We start from the raw sequence: 18,008 nt of genomic DNA on the forward strand, positions 1-18,008 counted from the left end.
AAAGTTATTCTGTGATGAAGATCTATAATCCTGGGGTGCTTTTATTCAGGTCGTTGTTGTTATCGGGCCTTGAATTTAGAGTGTGCCAAAGAGTTATTTTGACTTTAGCGGAGCAGTAGAAGAATGACAAAGTATGCTTTGGTAGGTGATGTAGGAGGCACTAACGCGCGTCTGGCGTTATGTGACGTCAACTCGGGGGAAATCTCCCGCGCCAAAACCTATTCCGGGCTGGATTATCCTAGCCTCGAAGCGGTGGTTCGTGTCTATCTGACCGAGCATGATGTCAGCGTGGAAGATGGCAGCATTGCCATTGCCTGCCCGATTACCGGTGACTGGGTGGCGATGACCAACCACACCTGGGCGTTTTCCACGGCAGAGATGAAAGCGAACCTCGGGTTTGCGCATCTGGAAATTATTAACGACTTTACCGCGGTGTCGATGGCGATCCCCATGTTAAAGCCGGAGCATCTGATCCAGTTTGGCGGCACCCAGCCGGTTGAAGGTAAGCCTATCGCGGTCTATGGCGCCGGTACCGGGCTTGGCGTGTCACATCTGGTACACGTCGACAAACGCTGGATCAGCCTGCCAGGCGAAGGCGGGCACGTGGATTTCGCGCCTAACAGCGAAGAAGAGGGCATTATCCTCGAAGAGCTGCGCGCGGAGCTGGGCCATGTGTCGGCAGAGCGCGTGCTTTCAGGCCCGGGGCTGGTGAATCTCTATCGGGCAATCGTGAAGTCTGACGGGCGTCTGCCGGAAAACCTGCAGCCGAAAGACGTGACCGAACGCGCGCTGGAAGACAGTTGCACCGACTGCCGTCGTGCGCTGTCACTGTTCTGCGTCATCATGGGCCGTTTTGGCGGCAACCTGGCGCTGAATCTGAACACCTTTGGTGGAGTCTATATTGCGGGCGGGATTGTGCCGCGCTTCCTCGAGTTCTTTAAATCTTCCGGTTTCCGCGGTGGGTTTGAAGATAAGGGCCGCTTCCGCGACTACGTTCAGGATATCCCGGTGTACCTGATTGTGCATGATAACCCGGGGCTGCTCGGCGCCGGAGCGCATCTGCGTCAGACTCTGGGCCAGGTGCTGTAACCCTTCCTCCCCGGTGAAATGCCGTTCACCGGGGCTTCCTTTTACAGGTGCATCAGCTGGCGAAACTCTTTCACCTTGCTGCGACTCACCGGCACCTGAAAATCCAGATCCTTTAGCCGCAAAATATAGGTGTTGTTAAACCATGGCTCGATCTCGCGGATCTTATGCAGGTTGACGCAGAACGAACGGTGGCAGCGGAAAAAATGGCTGGTTGATAGCTTGCTGCAAAATTCCGTGATGTTCATCGGCATGACGAACGACTCGCGGCGGGTATAAACAAACGTCATCTTTTCATGGGCTTCGGCGTAATAGATATCGTCCATCGGCGTCACGATGATGCGCTCATCCTTGATCAAATTGATGGTGTCATTTTCGCGCGTGGCTGGTGAAGCTGCGATCTGGCCTGCGCTGGACTGCTGCTGCCAGGCTTGCTCAAGCTTTTGCAGCATGCTGACGATCCGCGACTCCTGATAGGGCTTCAGAATATAGTCGAAGGCCTCCAGTTCAAAAGCCTCCACCGCATGCTCTTTCCACGCGGTGACAAAAACGATAAAAGGTTTAGTGGCAAACTGGCTGATGTTTTGCGCCAGCAGCACGCCGTCCAGCGACGGAATATTGATATCCAGAAAAATGGCGTCAACCCTGTTGTGCTGAAGGTATTTCAGCACGTCCAGACCGTCCTCAAAAGTGCCGACGATCTCCATCTGGCTATGTTCTTTGATAAGCCAGCTCAGCTCCTGTTGCGCGAGTATTTCATCTTCCACAATGATGACTTTCATGGGTTACTCTCTCCAGGGCGATAACAACGTCTGCGCATGAACGGCGGACCGTTCATTGGGCACATAAAAGGCGATTTCGGTGCCCGGCTCAAGGCGGCGAATATGCAGTCCTTCACCATAGAGCAGCTTAACGCGGTGATGAACATTCAGCAGGCCAATTTTATTGCCAGGCATCTCGTTCGACTCCACCCGCTCAATCACTTTTGGATCAATACCGTGGCCGGTATCCCGTACCGCCACCCGCACCCGGTTACCGCACTCCGCCACGCTTATCGTCACCACGCCTTTGCCTTTGCGCGGCTGGATGCCGTGGACAATGGCATTTTCCACCAGCGGCTGGATCAGCAGGCTCGGGATCACGCAGTTTACCTCTTCATCAATGTCGTAGATGACGGTGAGCTTGTCGCCAAACCGCGCCTGCTCAATGGCGATGTAATCCTTAATCTGGTACAGCTCTTTTTTGATGTCGATCTGCTCGTCATCCTTCAGCTCGATGTTGTAGCGCAAATAGCGCGACAGGTTAAAGATCAACTGGCGGGCGGTGTCCGGGTTCATTCGGATCGACGAGGAGATGGCATTCAGGGCATTGAACAGGAAATGGGGATTAATTTTACTTTGCAGGGCGCGCAGCTCGGCCTTGTTGGCCATCTCCCGCAGCTGTTCGGCACGGGACACCTCCAGCTGGGTGGAGATAATCTGCGACAGCCCGACCGCCATCTCCTGTAAGGAGGATGTAATCTGGTGCGCGTGGCAGTAGTAAATTTTTAGCGTACCGGTGACGACCCCTTTTTCCCACAGCGGGATCACCAGCATGGAATGGATCTCCGGGGTGCGGTGGGCTTCGTCGTTATTTTTGATGATAATTTTGCCGTCGCTGATCGCCTGGCGGGTAGTGGGGCTAACGGTGTCGTCATTATCCTGGTAGTTATGTTCACCCACGCCCACATAGGCCAGCACCCGGTTAATATTGGTAATGGCGACGGCATCGGCGTGAATGTCGGTGCGGATGATGTCGCAAACTTTACGCAGGGATTCGGCGTTGATATCACGAAACAGCGGCAGGGTTTTATTGGCAATATCCAGCGCCAGCTTGGCCTGGCGGGCGGCGCTGGCCTCTTTTTCGCCCTCCACACTCTGCACCAGCAGCACAATAAAGCCCACACAGACGCTGCCGAGGATCATCGGAATGCCGATTTTCGACACGATATCCAGCCCCAGGTCGACAGTGGGGGCCCAGGCCACCACCAGGATCATGGTCAGGGTTTCGCAGATCATCCCGGCGATAATACCTGCCCGCCAGTGCTGTTTTTTGGGGATTTTACGGTTGATCCAGCCCGATAAGATCCCCGCGATGATGCTGGTGATCAGGCAGGGGACTGCCGTCACGCCGCCGATATCAATCAGGTAACGATGAAGCCCGGCGATGACGCCGGTGATGATCCCGACCCAGGGGCCAAACAGGATCCCGCCGGACATCACGGCAATGATGCGCACGTTGACCAGGGATCCTTCCACCGGCACCCCGGACCAGGTGCTGAACAGGGCAAACATGGAGAAAATGGCGGTTACCGCCAGCAGCTCGCGCGGCGAGTGGGCCGATTTATGCAGCAGCTCGCGAAACAGGCGGATGCGGATGAGGAAGAACAGGCAAATCAGCATTAATGCCGCCCGATCGAAGACCGCCAGCAGCATATTAAATATTTCGTGCACAGTGTGACCTGGGAAAACGGGAAAAAACCATGATAAAAAACCTCACGCCCAATGACCAGTCATCCGTCGGTTTTATCAAATGAGGAGAAACCACACTCTTCAAAGGGGAAGGTGTTAGCTTGCCCTGAACGTTGCGCCTGTGAGAAAAACCACCCGGAAGTCGTAAATCTAATGATATTAAAGTGTTAACAAAAAAGCCTTTAAAAGATATCCGGTCATTTTTACTTCCCATTTTATCCGCAGCAGAGTTCCCGTTTTTGCGCTGCGATTTTTTTATTTACCCCTCTCGACAAGGCGAATTTTTTCAGGTTATTTTCTAAGCACGCCACACATCGTGGCGACGTCGCTCGGACGGTCCGGGCGCTAACGTTATCTGAGGTAGGTATGGCTGATTCCAGTCCTGAACGCCGTTTTTCGCGTATCGATCGTCTCCCCCCGTATGTTTTTAATATTACCGCTGAACTGAAAATGGCTGCGCGTCGGCGCGGCGAAGACATTATTGATTTCAGTATGGGCAACCCGGACGGCGCTACGCCGCCGCATATCGTGGAAAAACTCTGCACCGTCGCCCAGCGCCCGGATACGCATGGCTACTCCACTTCCAAAGGCATCCCACGTTTACGCCGCGCCATTTCGCGCTGGTATCAGGACCGCTATCAGGTGGAGATCGATCCCGAGAGCGAAGCCATCGTCACCATCGGCTCGAAAGAGGGGCTGGCGCATCTGATGCTGGCGACCCTGGATCATGGCGACACGGTGCTGGTGCCGAATCCCAGCTATCCAATCCATATTTACGGCGCGGTCATCGCCGGGGCGCAGGTTCGCTCCGTGCCGCTGGTGGAGGGCGTTGACTTTTTCAACGAGCTGGAGCGCGCTATCCGCGAAAGCTATCCCAAGCCGAAAATGATGATCCTCGGTTTCCCCTCCAACCCGACCGCGCAGTGTGTCGAACTCGATTTCTTTGAAAAGGTGGTGGCCCTGGCGAAGCGTTACGACGTGCTGGTGGTACATGATCTGGCCTATGCCGATATCGTGTATGACGGCTGGAAAGCCCCGTCGATTATGCAGGTTCCCGGCGCGCGCGACGTGGCCGTAGAGTTCTTCACCCTGTCGAAAAGCTACAACATGGCGGGCTGGCGCATTGGCTTTATGGTCGGCAACAAGACGCTGGTGAATGCGCTGGCGCGCATCAAAAGCTACCACGACTACGGCACCTTTACCCCGTTGCAGGTAGCGGCCATTGCTGCCCTTGAAGGGGACCAGCAGTGCGTGAAAGATATCGCCGCGCAGTACAAGCGTCGCCGCGATGTGCTGGTCAAAGGGCTACATGAAGCAGGCTGGATGGTCGAGATGCCGAAAGCCTCCATGTACGTCTGGGCAAAAATCCCGGATGCCTACGCCGCGATGGGGTCGCTGGAGTTCGCCAAGAAACTGCTGCAGGACGCAAAAGTCTGTGTCTCACCCGGGGTGGGCTTTGGCGAGTACGGTGATACGCACGTGCGTTTCGCGCTGATTGAAAACAGCGACCGTATTCGTCAGGCGGTGAGGGGCATCAAGAGTATGTTCCGTGCTGACGGGCTGTTGCCGCAGGGGACAAAAACGGCGCCAGAGCAGGCCGGGCAGTAAGTAGCAAAAAAAACAGGAGCCAGTGGCTCCTGTTTTTTTAACTGCGTTTTCTTCGCTCAGTTCATCATCAGGGCAAAGGTGCCGACCCAGGCGAACACAATCACTGAAAAACCCATAAAGAAATATTTCACGTTCATCGCTCCGCGTATATCGTGATACGCATTAAATTCAGAGTCCAACTGAGTATAGAGAACTGAAGTCAGGCCAAAGCGGAAATGAGAATTATCCCCGTTAGGCGTCGACACCAGCTCAGAATTCTGTGCTTTCTCGCTACCAGACGGCGCTAATGTACGCTTAAATTTTTGGGGTGACAAGAGGCATTTTCTTAAATAATTTCCGCGACTTACGGGTGTCGTGGAACGGCGACAGTTTAATTTCGCAGGGTAATAAACTGCGCCTGAGCAACATAGCGTGCTAACGATAAAGCAGGGTGATCACAGGTGATTGAAAAGGTTAGTTTCAAGGTGAAACTAACCTTCAGCAGAGGGCTAACGGTAGAGGGACGGTTCGCCTTCAGGACGGGTTTTGAAGCGGCGATGCACCCATAAATACTGCTCTGGCGCACGCATGATCTCTTTCTCGATCACCCGGTTGATGTAGCCTGCGGCAGCAATCTCTTCCTGCGGATAGTTTTCCAGTTCCGGCATGATAAACAGGCGATAACCGCTGTTATCGGTTTTTCTTACCATGGTCACGGTTAGCATCGCGGCTTTGGATAGACGTGAAATCACGAAGGTGCCGTTAGTGGTGGCGACCTTTTTTACCGCAAAGAACGGGGCGAAGCTGCTGCCGTTGCGGCCATAATCCTGGTCTGGGGCAAACCACACTGCTTCCCCTTTTTTCAGGGCGCTGACCAGCCCGCGTAAATTATTACGGCTAATCATGGCTTTATTGGAACGCATGCGACCGCGGGTCTGCACCCACTCCATCAGGGCGCTGTTATGCGGCCGATAGGTGGCCATCATTGGCTGGCATAAACCCATCACACGGCCACCCAGTTCCAGCGACATAAAGTGTACGCCGATCACCATCACCCCGCGGTTTTTGGCCTGGGCGCGCTGCAAATTTTCCAGGCCTTCCACGTCGAACCACTTGCGTACCCGGTGATCCGGCCAGAACCAGGCCATCCCCGTTTCCAGTAACGCCATGCCAATGGATTTAAAATTTCCAGTCATCAGATGCTCGCGCTCTTCGGGCGATAAAGCCGGAAAACAGAGTTCGAGGTTTCTGCGACCGATGGACTCCCGGCGTTTCAGAAAACGACGCGAGATACTACCGAGGGTGGCACCTAACCAGAGCAGCACCGGGTAAGGAAGTTGCACGAGAAGCCACAGAACACCCAGACCAAACCACGTAAACCAGTAACGCGGGTGCAAAAGGGAGAGGGTGAATTTGCATTGAGACAAGATAAAACAACCTTTATGAAGAATGTGTTGGTAGCGCCAGAAGGGCGATACGCCATACTGCTTATATGACCCGTATTAATACTAATCGTTCCGGGCTGTTACCGTACAGGTCGACTGGTCTGATAATGCGTGTTGACGTTGGGCGGCGTAATGTAGCACTGATATATCTCAACTGCTAACACTACTTCGCGCTTAAAAAACCGGCAAAAAACAGGCCAGATTTTGATCCGAAAAAGACCTTATTTATCATCTGTTTCATAGCCAAAATCAAAGCCCATCAACACGTTTTCGCGTAGGGCATGGTTTAACGGATAGCTGTAACTTTGTCCGATACTGACCGCATGAATAACCCGCAACAGGGTGCCGCCGCTCAGCGCCGAGGACTGCCCGGTAATCGCCACTTCTGCACCCTGCAACCCATGGCGTAAAGCGTGATACGCAGGAGAAGCCGTAATGCTGTTATTCATCACGCTGAATATCCCCAGCAGCAGGCAAATCAGCAGCACCGGAAAGCTTAGCGGATGGCGGTTGATGAGGCGAACCGGACGCCACGACGTGAGATACAACAGAGCCGCGCTCAGGGGGAGCAGCAGCAAATAAAGCAGTTTTGCCAGATGGGTAAGCGCGCCGAGCAGCGAGAACATCAGCGCAATAGGCGGGACAATGACCGCGCGCGCCGCATCTTCTCCCTGTTTTTCATTCGCGCCGCCCGCCCCGTAGCTTGCCAGGGCGGCCTGCAGGTGGGGGAGTTGCTGTTGCACGGCGTAATCAAGATGGGGGGCATGCAGTTCAAGAGCAAACTGCTTCAGCGCATCCTCTTTGGGATATTCAGGACGAACCCTGCTCTGGACGGGAAGCGCCAGCCTCTCACGCAGCCGGTCCTGCACCACCTCCAGCATGAAAAATGTCTCCCAGTCGAGTTGAGCCGGGATCATCACGCCGTGATAACGCACGTTTTTCTGTGCAACGGTATGGTAGTCCAGATAATCCTTATAAATGTCTGCACGTGCCGCCAGCCAGGCTTTGTAATAGTTGAGGGTCCCACCCTCCTGGACGCTGATGCTGTCACGCAGGTTTTGCGCTGCCTCGCTTTCAAGCAGATCGTGATAGCGGCTGACCGAACTCATCAACAGCGGCAGCATCGCCAGAAAGGCTTTTCCCGAGGGGCTGGTCCAGGTCTGCTGCTGCCCACCGTCTTCATCCTGTGGGATCCCCTCCAGCGTCTGGTGCCCGTCAATTAAGGACTGCTGATAGAGCTGTGCCAGCAGCGATTTCTGGCGAAACTCACCGGTGCTTTGCGCGACCTGGTGCTCAATCACCCGTTCCACCGCCTGCCAGGTCACCACGCCGGTCAGCAGGCAGAGCGAAAACACCATGCTTGCCACATACAGCGGGGGAAACGCGATGCCGCGTTTTTTCAGCCGGGCGTTGCCCGCCAGCACCAGCTGTAGCACCAGCAGAGCCGCGGCGATGGCGGTTAACGCCCGGCCATAGCGTTCCATACTGTGGATGTCGTCAGGCGTGGAGAGGCTTCCCACCATATCCAGCAGGCGCGAATTGAATGCCAGCTCGCAGATGAGGTAGATGAGGGTAAGGATAATCACCAGGCTGTTTTGCCAGAGAGGCAGCACCGGACGCCGGATATCCGGGCGGCTGCTCAGCTCGCCGAGGGCGCGTTCTGTCATGATTTCAGCTCCAGACTCGTCTGCCGGCTTATCGCCGGTTGCCAGATCTGCTCGGGCAATGAATTATCCAGCACCGGCACGGCTCTGGGCTGATGTTGTTCTGCTGCTTTGATCGGCGGGCGTTTTTTCGCTTTTACGCGGGGCGGTTCGTCTTCTGGCGCATCGTTGTACCACGCCTGCACGCGCTGCACAGGCATCACCGGGGGCTGAACGTACGCGGGGCGATAATATTTTTGCACCGGCCGCCCCCGGCTGGCGGCATTATCATGGGAAGCACAGCCGCTTAACGCGAGGATCAGGGCTAACAGCATGGACCCGCAGCGGGGGATGTTTTGCAGTGGCACGCTCATCAATTTGTCCTGACCCTGTATCACAGCGGAGTGATGTCTCCTTAACTGTAATCGGGAATTTTCATTCAGGCAGTTATAGCCCCTGAAAATTCCACATTTGCGCCGCTCCGTTGAGACGGCGTTAGGGTCAGTATGTATTCCCTCTTACCCTTCACGCCTCATGATTTTTGAGTATTCATTGCGTGCCCGTCATCCGATGGCATGAGACCAAAGCGGCTATCCAGCGGCATAGTCAGCCTACATTCGCCGTTAACGTTGATGCCACGCCAGCCCGCGCCGTGCTCGCCCTCCCGCACAATCGCCATCCCTTGCGCCTTCAACTGCGCGAGCAGATCGGCAAACTCAGCCTCGTTAACCGGTCGCGGCTGCCAGAAGGTCTTTTTATTGTCGGTATAGATCGGCAGGAGCTGGATCTGCGGCGTCGGGTGGCCGAGCAGCAGACGAACAATAAAACCGTACGCGGGCATGCCGCGTGCCTGATACTCGCCGTTACTGTTAAATACGGCATTGCCGATGCTGTAGACCACCAGGCTCTCGCCGAGCCGGGCGGCATCACCCACCATATGCGGCCCGGAGCCGATGATCAGGTCGGCACCGGCCTCGCTCAGGCGTTTCGCCTGCGCCCGCTGTCCGGCGGTGGTCCAGCGGTAGTCCAGTCCCCAGTGGGCCAGCACGATAGTGGTGGCCGGACAGGGGCGGGCTTTCTCCAGCCGCAGCTGCTCACGCAGCCCGCCGCTCAGACAGGCGACACCGGCGCGGCGTGGGCGGGCGTAGAAGGCACACTCATGCTCCATATAGCGTCGATACCAGTAGGCGCTGTAAATCTTGTACTGCCTGCCGCCCACCGTCAGCACCAGCGGAGCATGTGCCTGCCGGGCATCCAGTCCCGCCCCGATGCAGGCGATCCCGCCTTCATTAAACGCCGCCAGGGTGCTGTGCAGACCCGGTAGTCCGGCATCCATGGCGTGATTGTTGCCCAGCGCCACCGCGTCGACGCCCTGTTTACGCAGCGCGGCAACCGAGGCGGCCGGATCCCCGGTCAGACAGAACGGTTTTCGGCCTTCCAGGCTGGCGCTCAGGTCGGTGGTCAGGGCAGCTTCAAAGTTGGCGAGGGTAAAGTCGCTACCGCGCAGTAGCGGGGCGATAGCCGCGAAGCTGTGGTCGTAGCCGTGGCGCTGCAGGGCATCGTCAATTCCCCGCGCCTGGCGTCTGCGGGTGTACCACTCGCCAAAATAGGTATCTCCCAGCAGGGTGAGGGTGGCGGCAGGCTGGGGGTGATGACGTTCCACCGGCGCCGGGGCGAGAGCTGGCTGACTGTCCCCGGCGCTGGCAAGAAGTTCATCCAGCAGATAGTCGAGATGGAAGGCGTCATCCGCCCCGGCGGCGCAGGCCAGCCATAGCTCGCCTGCAATCCACTGCAACGCAACGCCCCAGCGGCCCGCACCGAATTGCCCCCACGCGCTGCCGTCACTGTGCAGGTTGCTGCTTTTTCGGTACACCCGCTCGCCAATCGCCGCCTCAGGCTCAGCCAGCCAGGGTAACAGGTGCGGGTAGCCCTGGTGGAAATGGCGCACCAGCCTGGCGACATCCGCCAGCGTCGTGCGCTGTCCGGGGCGGGGACGACCGGAGACGTTATTGATATGGGTGTGGCGCATGCCAAGCCTGGCGCTCAGCGCCCGGAGCTGTTTCAGCGCCGCTGCGCTGCTGCCCGCCAGCAACTCAGCAAGGTGGATGGCCGCATCGCAGGCGTTATGGATCAGCATCCCCTGTACCAGCGATTTTACGGGTACGCTGCTACCCCGGGGCAGGCCAAGCGCGGGGTTGTCATGCAGGATGGCGGCAGCTATATCGCGAACGCTGACCGGGGTCTCGAGGGTGATTTGTTTCGCCAGCAGACGCTCCGCGACGCAGGCGGTCAGCAACAACTGGCTGAGGTAGCCCGACGCAAAGGTGCTGTCGCTCAGCTCAGAAATCCGCTGTTCACCGGTAGAAAGATTGATCAGCAGACGTGCGGTTTGCCCTTTCCCGAGCGCAGGCGGCGCTGCGAGGCGGGTCTTCAGCAGGCCGACGACCCGGTTAAAGTCGGAATTACGCCTGCTGCCTTTGACCAGCACGATATCGCCGTCGCGTAACCTCGGCGCTGCGGCCTCGACCAGGGCCTCGGCAGTGAGAAAGTGACCGCCGCGAACAGGCGCTGGCAGGGCATCGTGCAGAGCCGTCATCTCCTCGCCGTGTAAAAATGCCTGCTGGCAGCCTGCCGCCAGCAGGGGTTTTGCCAGCGCGCGGTGGATCGCCCCGGCCTGGTCCCCGAGATTGACGATCCGCCCCAGCAGAGCAATCACCCGGCCCCCGCAGCTTCGGGGGCGCTGCGCCGTAACCTCAAAGGCGTTGAGCATCGACAGGTATTCAGCGTTGTAGCTGTCATCAATCAGGGTGACGGCTCCGCCGTCCGGCAGCGGCAGAGCGGTAATGCCCATATGCTGTCCGTCGCCACGCCAGGTTTCGAGGCGGTTGATACTCTGCGCCACGCTGACGCCCAGCAGATCGGCGGCAATCAGCGCCGCCACCGAGTTGAGCGCGCCGCCCTTACCGGGCACCGCTGGCCGGTAACTCAGGGTCTGGTTGCGCAAGGCGAGGGTGATGTGGCTTCCGTGTGCCTCCGGGGTAAACGCCGTGATACGTACGTCTGCCGCGGGGTGGAAACCGTAGCTGATGATGCGGGCGCCGTCGCGGGTAACGCCCTGCGCCACAATGTCATACCCGGCCATATCGCGGTTTAAGATGGCGTAGCCGCCCGGAATCAAACCGTGGCTGATGCGGGATTTAAACCGTGCCACGTCCTCAAGGGTGGTTACATTCTTGCCTACCTGAGTCATGCCGATTTCAGTCACGATAACGATATGCGGCTTGATCTGGGGTCCGATCCCGCCGTTGCGCATCCACAGGGCCGAGATCGCCACTTCCATTACCACTGCCTGCGGGTTGCTGATGGCGCGAGCCAGCGTGAGGCATGCCCCCGTGCGCGTATTATTGCTCTCGCGGCTCGACACCACCGACATGCCGGGAGTAAGAATGCTGCTCAGCATCGCTTTGGTTGTGGTTTTCCCTACCGTACCGGTGATCGCTACCAGCTTACCGTCCAGCTGTCGCCGCGCCTCTTCGGCCAGCCATTGCAGTGCCTGATAGCTGTTGCCGATGACCAGTTGGGGGAAGTCGGGGGGCATATTCTCAAGCCGCCGCTGGACGATCGCCCCGCAGTAGCGCGAGGCGTGACGCGAAAGTGACAGATGGGTATCGTCCCAGCCCGCATAAATGCCGGTATTGCCGGAACCTCGCAGCCAGGTGTCGGTATCCATGGCAATGAACAGGCAGGGACGGGTGGGTTGCGACTTAGCATGATAAATGGCGACGTCTTCAGCTCGCCAGTCATCATCCGGGCGATTGTGCCAGACGCCGCCGGGCAGTTTATCGAGATCGGTGGCCGTCCATCCCGGTGCGTTAACACGGCGTTGGCGGGGTGATGTCTGGCTCATGATCGTATCCTTACCTGTGTGGGATGTGCCCGCGCTGTGGGCAACGTTTTATGGCGTTGATAGCGGCATTGCCCAGCAGATCGTGGTACTCCGGCGAGGCGGCGGGACGTTCGAGCAGGGTGACCCGGTGGCCATGCTCGCGCAGCGCAGCGGCAAAGCGCGCCTGCAGATCGAACGGCGTGTTGCGATCCTGCGGGTTGCCGACCACCAGGATCAGCCGCTGGGGATCGGCGGCGATCCCGTTAATATGATCGAGCGGATCCCAGGGGGCAGGGAGTCCGGTGCCGTCCAGCGTGGGGGCGAGAGGCTCATTGTGCTCCTGGCGCAGACGCTGCGCCCGCTCCAGCAGGCCCCAGGCGCCGGAGGTCAGGACCGCGCAGTCGATATCGCGGCGACCGAAGGTCAGCAGTGCTGAAGCGGCGGTAGCGCCGCCGCTGTGCCCGCTGAGGATAAAACGCTGAATGCCGTAGCGGGCTTTGATGGCGTCGAGGGCGGCGGCAATCGCCTGAAACTCTTCCGCCTGACGGCGGCGGTAGTGATCGCCGCTGGAGCCGTAGGTGCCGGGTCGGGCAATGATAATCGTCGGCAATCCGGTCTGGCGCAGCATGGCCCGGGCCTGACGGCGCTGTGCCTCGGCGGTATTACCGGGGATGATGTCGGGGGATCGCTTAATCTGTGAAACCCGGTCGCCTTTCAGTACCACCAGCGCCAGCGGGGCGTCACGCAGCGTGCCAGCGCTGAAATAACGCATGCAGGCCTCGCCCTTAGGGTACTGCACCCAGGCGGCGTCGTTGCTGGTCGGGCACTGTTCCCGGCTGGCCGGTTGGTTCCACAGCAGTGGCGTCTCAGCCTGAGCGAATACGCTTATCAGCAGCAGGAAACCTAACGCACACCCTCGACTCAACACACCGCCCCCGGAGGAAACAATAGACATACAGAATACACAACGCATCACACATAATGTTATCATCGGTTAGGATTTTTCTGACAGGGTTCCTTTGGCGTTATCAGGAGTTAAAATGCCGCTCAGCCACTTTTTAGCGCAAATCCGCCCGGCGATGGAGTTGCTGGACGTTGCGCCTAAACCGCCGATTTGCCCCAGCTGGGCAATCTTTTTTAGCGCCTCCAACGGTCAGCAACGTGCCCACATTGTGCTGGGTCGCGGCGACACCTTTGAGCAGGCCTGGCAGCAGGGCGTGCAGGCGTTACAGCAGTGGCAACAACAGAGCGGCACTGACGTCTGCTGGCTGCGGGTTGACCTTGTCGATAAGGTAGAGGCGCTACGCTGGGACACCCTGGAAGCCCGATTAGCCAAAACCAAACGTAACTATTTTCGCTATGGCCTGAGCCTTGATCCGGCGTTTTGCTACGCCATGCTGGAGCAGGAAATCGCCGCCAATGCGCTGCTCTACCACGGGGACCATGGCGTCGCCACGGCAAATGCCAATAATCTGGCCCATTTCTCTCGTCGTCGTTTCGGCGCGGTGCTGAGCTGGCCCGAACAGCCTGACCAGACACTGTGGCGCTTTACCACCCGGGCGCTGTTTTGCGACGGCGAGCAGTTGATGCCCCTCGAATCGACAGGACGTAACAGCGGCTATCGTCAGCTTCCCGACTGGCAGGCAACGGCGTTGGAGCCGATGATCGCCTCGGCCACCGACTATCTGGCGCGCCAGATCACCCCTTCCGGGCGCTACCAGTACGGCTGGTTCCCTTGCTTTGATCGCGCCATTCCGACCTATAACGCGCTGCGCCACGCCAGCTCAACCTATGCCCTGCTCGAAGGCTGGGAAGTCACGCAGCAGCCGGAACATCTTGCGGCAATCGAGCGGGCGCTGGCCGATCTCTGTGCCCATTTTATTCGCACCTGTACGCTGCCGGATGGCAGCGAAGCCGATTTCCTGGTGGATACCGGGGATGAGATTAAGCTCGGCGGCAACGCGGTGTGCATCCTGGCGATGGCGAAATACAGCGAGCTGACCGGGGATAATGGCTACCTGGCGCAGATGGCGCGGCTGGCGAACGGGATCGGCTTTATGCAGGATCCCCAAACGGGCGGGTTTGTGCATGTGCTTAACGCCGGGGATCTGTCGCTAAAGGCGGCACATCGCATTATCTATTATGACGGCGAAGCGGCTTTCGCGCTGATGCGCCTCTACGGGCTGACGAAGGCACCGCGCTGGCTGGAAATGGTCGAACGGGCGATGGATCACTTTATCGAACAGAAGCACTGGCAGGCCCACGATCACTGGCTCAGCTACTGCGTGAACGAGTTGACGCTGTACCGGCCACTGGAGCGCTATTACCAGTTTGGGCTGGATAACGTGCGCGACCACCTCGACTTTGTGCAGAACCGGGTGACGACCTATCCCACGCTGCTGGAGCTGATGATGGCGGCATCGCGGATGATCGCGCGGCTTGAAAGCTCACCGCATAAGCATCTGCTGGCGGGCTTCGACATGGCAGTATTCAACCAGGCGCTGGAGACCCGCGCCCGCTATCTGGCTAATGGCTTTTTCTGGCCTGAGCTGGCGATGTTCTTTAAAAACCCGGCGCGGATCGTCGGCAGCTTTTTTATACGTCACCATAGCTACCGCGTGCGGATCGACGATGTTGAACACTACCTTTCTGGCTATGTCGCGTACCGCCAACACTGGCGCGCCCTGACAGGCGAGCATTGAGCCGTCTCCATGCGACCTCCTCGTTCCCGCCTCTCAGTGAGTTGTCGACGTTGGCTGTCGCTCTGGCTGGTGATATTGCTGGCTATTTCGCCCGGACTGGGTGCCGGGTGGGATTTCAGTGCCATCAGCACCCGCACCGAACGGCTGTATGGCCCGGCGACCCCGGCTGCCCGACAGCGAATAGATGAGTGGGCGGCCTTGCTTAACCAACCGTCGCAGGGCACGATCCAGGACAAGTTGAAGCAGGTTAACCAGTTTTTTAACGCCAGGATGGCCTTCCGGGATGATATCGTCGTCTGGAAACAGCAGGACTACTGGGCAACGCCGATTGAATTTCTGCGTAAAGGGGCAGGGGACTGCGAGGATTTTGCACTGGCGAAATATTTCACTCTGCGCGAAATGGGCGTTCCCGCGAACCAGTTACGTATTACCTATGTAAAAGCACTCGAACTGAACCAGGCGCACATGGTGGTGACATGGTATCCCACCCCCACGGCGATCCCCCTGGTTCTGGACAATCTTAAAACCGCCATTTTGCCGGCAACGCAGCGTACCGATCTGCTTCCCGTATACGCCTTCAACGGCGAAGGGTTATGGCTACCGCAGTCCGGCGGCAACAAACGCGTGGGCGACAGCAAACGGCTCTCCCGCTGGCAGGATCTTCTCACCCGAATGCGTGCAGAAGGATTTGTAATTAATGAATAGGATAGGGCCATGTCTCTTTATAAACAGCTACTGATCGGCATCTGTTTATTTACGTTTGTCATTTTCTGCGGCAACTTTGTGGTGACCCTGGAAAGCTCGCGGGAGCAGTACCGCAACCAGCTTAGCGCCCACGCGCAGGATGCCGCGACGGCGTTGGGGGTGTCGCTGACCACGCATATCGATGACCCGACCATGACCGAACTGATGGTGAACTCCATCTTCGACAGCGGCTATTTCTATCGCATCCGTGTGGTCGATATTAAGACCAATAAACCGATCATCGAGCGCAGCGATGTGCCCCAGAGTAGTCACGTACCGCAGTGGTTCGTGCGGCTGGTGCACCTCAGCCCCGGCGAAGGCGACGCCATTGTGATGCGCGGCTGGACGCAGGTCGCCCGGGTTGAAGTGGTCAGCCATCCGATGTTTGCCCTGGCCCGCCTGTGGAACAGTATCGTCGCCAGCTTTTTATGGCTGATCGGCTGTAGCCTGCTGTTTGTGCTTGCCGCCACCCTGCTGTTACGGCGTACGCTGCGCCCGCTTAACTATATTGTCGGCCAGGCGATGGCGATCTGCCGCCGCGAGTTTCTCAACGTATCGGCCCTGCCGAAGACCCCGGAGTTACGCCGGGTGGTAGAGGCGACCAACATGATGGTGACCCAGCTTAAGGCGCTGTTCAGCGAGCAGGCCCGGCGCACGGAGTCCTTGCGCCAGGAGGCCTATCACGACAGCCTGACCGGCCTGAGCAACCGCCGCGCGTTTGATATTCAGCTACAGTCACGCCTGAGCGATGAAGAGAACGCCGCCGGGCACATCCTGCTGCTGCGGGTTCAGGATTTGATGGGCCTCAACCAGCGATTGGGCGGAGCGAAATCCGATCAGCTGCTGGTGGCGGTGGCGAATATTCTCACCGGCCTGCAGCGCAACTATTTTCACAACGAAGGCTTTGTTGCCCGCGTGCGCGGCGGGGAGTTCGCCATTATCGCCCCGCAGATCCTCGGGCAGGATCTCGATAACCTGAGCAATACCCTCAGCACGCAGCTCAAGGCGCTGTCTGAGATGGGCATGAGCGACGTTTCGCCGGTAGCCCACTTCGCGCTGGTTCCTTTTAATATTGGCGATACGCCGCAGGCGGTGCTGGCGCAGGCAGACCAGGCGCTGGCGAGAGCGGAAACGGAGATGCGCTTCTTTGCCAGCCCTGATACCACCTCGGCGACGGAGCGCGAAGAGGATCATCACAGCTGGTACACCCGGCTCGACGCAGTGCTGACCCACGGCGCATTCGAGCTTTTTTCCCAGCCGGTGTATGCCTGTAATAACGCGCAGGGGGTACAGCATCATAAGATCCTGGCCCGCATCAGAACCGAGGACGGGGAACTGGTGCCAGCGGGACGCTTTATGCCGTGGATCCACCGTCTCGATCTCAGCCGTCGCATGGATATCGTGATGCTTCAGCAGACCCTGCAAGAGCTGGCAAAATCGCCGCGCCCGCTGGCGCTGAGTATCAGCGGTGCCAGCGTGGCGGACGACCAGAGCCTGAACGCCCTGCTGCAACCGCTGAAAGGCGTACCGCAGCTCGCTGCCTGGCTGACCCTGGAACTGGATGAAAATGAGCTTCCCGACGTCGAGCGCGTAAACGTGCTGGTCAGTCGTCTGAAGGCGTTGGGTTGTCGTCTGGGGATCCAGCATTTTGGTGGTCGTTTCCACCTTATCGGCAATTTACCGCAGTGGGGACTGGCCTGGATTAAAGTTGATGGCAGTTATATTCGCGATATAGACAGCGAGGACGATAAAAAACTGTTTATTGAGGCTATTTACTGGGCGACCCGCCAGATTAATCTGCCGCTTATTGCCGAACGTGTGGAAACAGCGGGTGAACTGGCCATTCTGGAAAAAATTGGTCTGCATGGCGCGATGGGGCGCTATTTCGCTGACGCCAGTACGCTGGGTGGAAATTAACCTCACAGTCTGAATGGAGGCTGGAAATGTATTACGTAGAACGCGATACGGAAAAACGAATTATTCGGGTGGAGCTGACACCTTTTTCCACAATGACGGAACAGCATGACCTGTGCACACCCGAGATTGACGAGTGGATGCGCCAGCGAGAGATCCGCGAAGCCACGCTGTATCAACTGCGGCAGAGCGACCTTGAGATGGTGCGTGTGCTGGAGGACCTTATCGAGGTGCTGATGAGCAAAGGTGTCATAACCATTACCGACCTGCCGCCAGCCGCGCAGGCGAAACTCACCAGTCGTGCGCAGGCGCGCCGCTCGCTGAGTGGGCTGGAAGGATTAATCGCAGATGATGATGAAGGGCTTATTTGAGTCGCTTTCGTTATACGGCGGGATTAATCAACATTAATCTGAAGTTAATGGTTTTACTCTTTTTATTGGTAGTGCATGTTATTTAGATTCCAAATGATACATGCCATCAATTAATATAGA

Annotated in this window: 13 protein-coding genes and 1 pseudogene; 6 read left to right on the forward strand and 8 right to left on the reverse strand. The window is 57.8% G+C overall.

Features of this window, described 5'->3' with window-relative positions; genetic code table 11:
* Nucleotides 1-123: 123 nt before the first annotated feature.
* Nucleotides 124-1,089: a glucokinase gene (gene glk, locus C3F35_RS18460; RefSeq protein WP_032612938.1), complete on the forward strand. Its 966-nt coding sequence runs from the start codon at nt 124-126 to the stop codon at nt 1,087-1,089.
* A gap of 41 nt (nt 1,090-1,130) precedes the next feature.
* On the opposite strand, the gene C3F35_RS18465 is transcribed toward glk, so the two are convergent.
* Both C3F35_RS18465 and C3F35_RS18470 read right to left on the reverse strand, forming a co-directional pair.
* Nucleotides 1,131-1,868 carry a LytR/AlgR family response regulator transcription factor gene (locus tag C3F35_RS18465; RefSeq protein WP_032612936.1) on the reverse strand — a complete coding sequence of 246 codons (738 nt, stop codon included), beginning with the start codon at nt 1,866-1,868 and terminating at the stop codon, nt 1,131-1,133.
* Nucleotides 1,869-1,871: 3 nt separating this feature from the next.
* On the reverse strand, nt 1,872-3,578 hold the full coding sequence (locus C3F35_RS18470) for a sensor histidine kinase (RefSeq protein ID WP_032612934.1): 1,707 nt from the start codon (nt 3,576-3,578) through the stop codon (nt 1,872-1,874).
* A gap of 384 nt (nt 3,579-3,962) precedes the next feature.
* Between C3F35_RS18470 and alaC the strand changes: the two genes are divergently transcribed.
* Complete coding sequence (gene alaC / locus C3F35_RS18475; RefSeq protein WP_032612932.1) at nt 3,963-5,204, forward strand: alanine transaminase; 1,242 nt, start codon at nt 3,963-3,965, stop codon at nt 5,202-5,204.
* A gap of 56 nt (nt 5,205-5,260) precedes the next feature.
* Here alaC and ypdK read toward each other — a convergent pair whose 3' ends face one another.
* The 6 genes from ypdK to C3F35_RS18505 form a co-directional block, all read right to left on the reverse strand.
* The gene (gene ypdK, locus C3F35_RS26885) at nt 5,261-5,518 is read right to left on the reverse strand and encodes a membrane protein YpdK (RefSeq protein ID WP_040287801.1); all 258 of its coding nucleotides are present in this window, start codon (nt 5,516-5,518) and stop codon (nt 5,261-5,263) included.
* A gap of 174 nt (nt 5,519-5,692) precedes the next feature.
* Nucleotides 5,693-6,613 carry a kdo(2)-lipid IV(A) palmitoleoyltransferase gene (gene lpxP, locus C3F35_RS18485; RefSeq protein ID WP_098946260.1) on the reverse strand — a complete coding sequence of 307 codons (921 nt, stop codon included), beginning with the start codon at nt 6,611-6,613 and terminating at the stop codon, nt 5,693-5,695.
* 236 nt (nt 6,614-6,849) lie between these two features.
* A complete protein-coding gene (locus C3F35_RS18490; RefSeq protein WP_103793020.1) occupies nt 6,850-8,295 on the reverse strand; it encodes a hypothetical protein in 1,446 nt (481 codons plus the stop codon).
* Nucleotides 8,292-8,645, reverse strand: a complete 354-nt coding sequence (locus C3F35_RS18495; protein ID WP_032612923.1) for a hypothetical protein — start codon at nt 8,643-8,645, stop codon at nt 8,292-8,294. The genes C3F35_RS18490 and C3F35_RS18495 overlap by 4 nt, the downstream gene beginning before the upstream one ends.
* Nucleotides 8,646-8,803: 158 nt before the next feature.
* Nucleotides 8,804-12,178: a CapA family protein gene (locus tag C3F35_RS18500; protein WP_103793019.1), complete on the reverse strand. Its 3,375-nt coding sequence runs from the start codon at nt 12,176-12,178 to the stop codon at nt 8,804-8,806.
* Between the two features lie 10 nt (nt 12,179-12,188).
* Entirely contained in the window at nt 12,189-13,112 is a 924-nt protein-coding gene (locus C3F35_RS18505) for an alpha/beta hydrolase family protein (RefSeq protein WP_233211664.1), read from the reverse strand.
* Nucleotides 13,113-13,197: 85 nt separating this feature from the next.
* Between C3F35_RS18505 and C3F35_RS18510 the strand changes: the two are divergent.
* The 4 genes and pseudogenes from C3F35_RS18510 to C3F35_RS18525 all read left to right on the forward strand — a co-directional run.
* Nucleotides 13,198-14,832: pseudogene (locus C3F35_RS18510) on the forward strand (Mur ligase); the annotation flags it as partial.
* A 36-nt stretch (nt 14,833-14,868) separates the two neighbouring features.
* Nucleotides 14,869-15,564: a cysteine protease LapG gene (lapG, locus tag C3F35_RS18515; protein ID WP_032612919.1), complete on the forward strand. Its 696-nt coding sequence runs from the start codon at nt 14,869-14,871 to the stop codon at nt 15,562-15,564.
* A 9-nt stretch (nt 15,565-15,573) separates the two neighbouring features.
* Entirely contained in the window at nt 15,574-17,520 is a 1,947-nt protein-coding gene (lapD, locus tag C3F35_RS18520; protein WP_059307453.1) for a cyclic di-GMP receptor LapD, read from the forward strand.
* Between the two features lie 26 nt (nt 17,521-17,546).
* Nucleotides 17,547-17,888: a hypothetical protein gene (locus tag C3F35_RS18525; RefSeq protein ID WP_032612914.1), complete on the forward strand. Its 342-nt coding sequence runs from the start codon at nt 17,547-17,549 to the stop codon at nt 17,886-17,888.
* Nucleotides 17,889-18,008 lie beyond the last annotated feature (120 nt).

Origin of the sequence: Leclercia sp. LSNIH3 (genome assembly GCF_002935105.1) — a bacterium.
GTDB classification, from domain to species: domain Bacteria; phylum Pseudomonadota; class Gammaproteobacteria; order Enterobacterales; family Enterobacteriaceae; genus Enterobacter; species Enterobacter adecarboxylatus.

Bases quoted from the DNA above. Each gene is read 5' to 3' on its own strand.
- glk (WP_032612938.1), top strand. From the start codon at position 124: ATGACAAAGTATGCTTTGGTAGGTGATGTAGGAGGCACTAACGCGCGT.
- C3F35_RS18465 (WP_032612936.1), bottom strand. From the start codon at position 1,868: ATGAAAGTCATCATTGTGGAAGATGAAATACTCGCGCAACAGGAGCTG.
- alaC (WP_032612932.1), top strand. From the start codon at position 3,963: ATGGCTGATTCCAGTCCTGAACGCCGTTTTTCGCGTATCGATCGTCTC.
- C3F35_RS18490 (WP_103793020.1), bottom strand. From the start codon at position 8,295: ATGACAGAACGCGCCCTCGGCGAGCTGAGCAGCCGCCCGGATATCCGG.
- C3F35_RS18495 (WP_032612923.1), bottom strand. From the start codon at position 8,645: ATGAGCGTGCCACTGCAAAACATCCCCCGCTGCGGGTCCATGCTGTTA.
- C3F35_RS18500 (WP_103793019.1), bottom strand. From the start codon at position 12,178: ATGAGCCAGACATCACCCCGCCAACGCCGTGTTAACGCACCGGGATGG.
- C3F35_RS18505 (WP_233211664.1), bottom strand. From the start codon at position 13,112: ATGTCTATTGTTTCCTCCGGGGGCGGTGTGTTGAGTCGAGGGTGTGCG.
- lapG (WP_032612919.1), top strand. From the start codon at position 14,869: ATGCGACCTCCTCGTTCCCGCCTCTCAGTGAGTTGTCGACGTTGGCTG.
- lapD (WP_059307453.1), top strand. From the start codon at position 15,574: ATGTCTCTTTATAAACAGCTACTGATCGGCATCTGTTTATTTACGTTT.
- C3F35_RS18525 (WP_032612914.1), top strand. From the start codon at position 17,547: ATGTATTACGTAGAACGCGATACGGAAAAACGAATTATTCGGGTGGAG.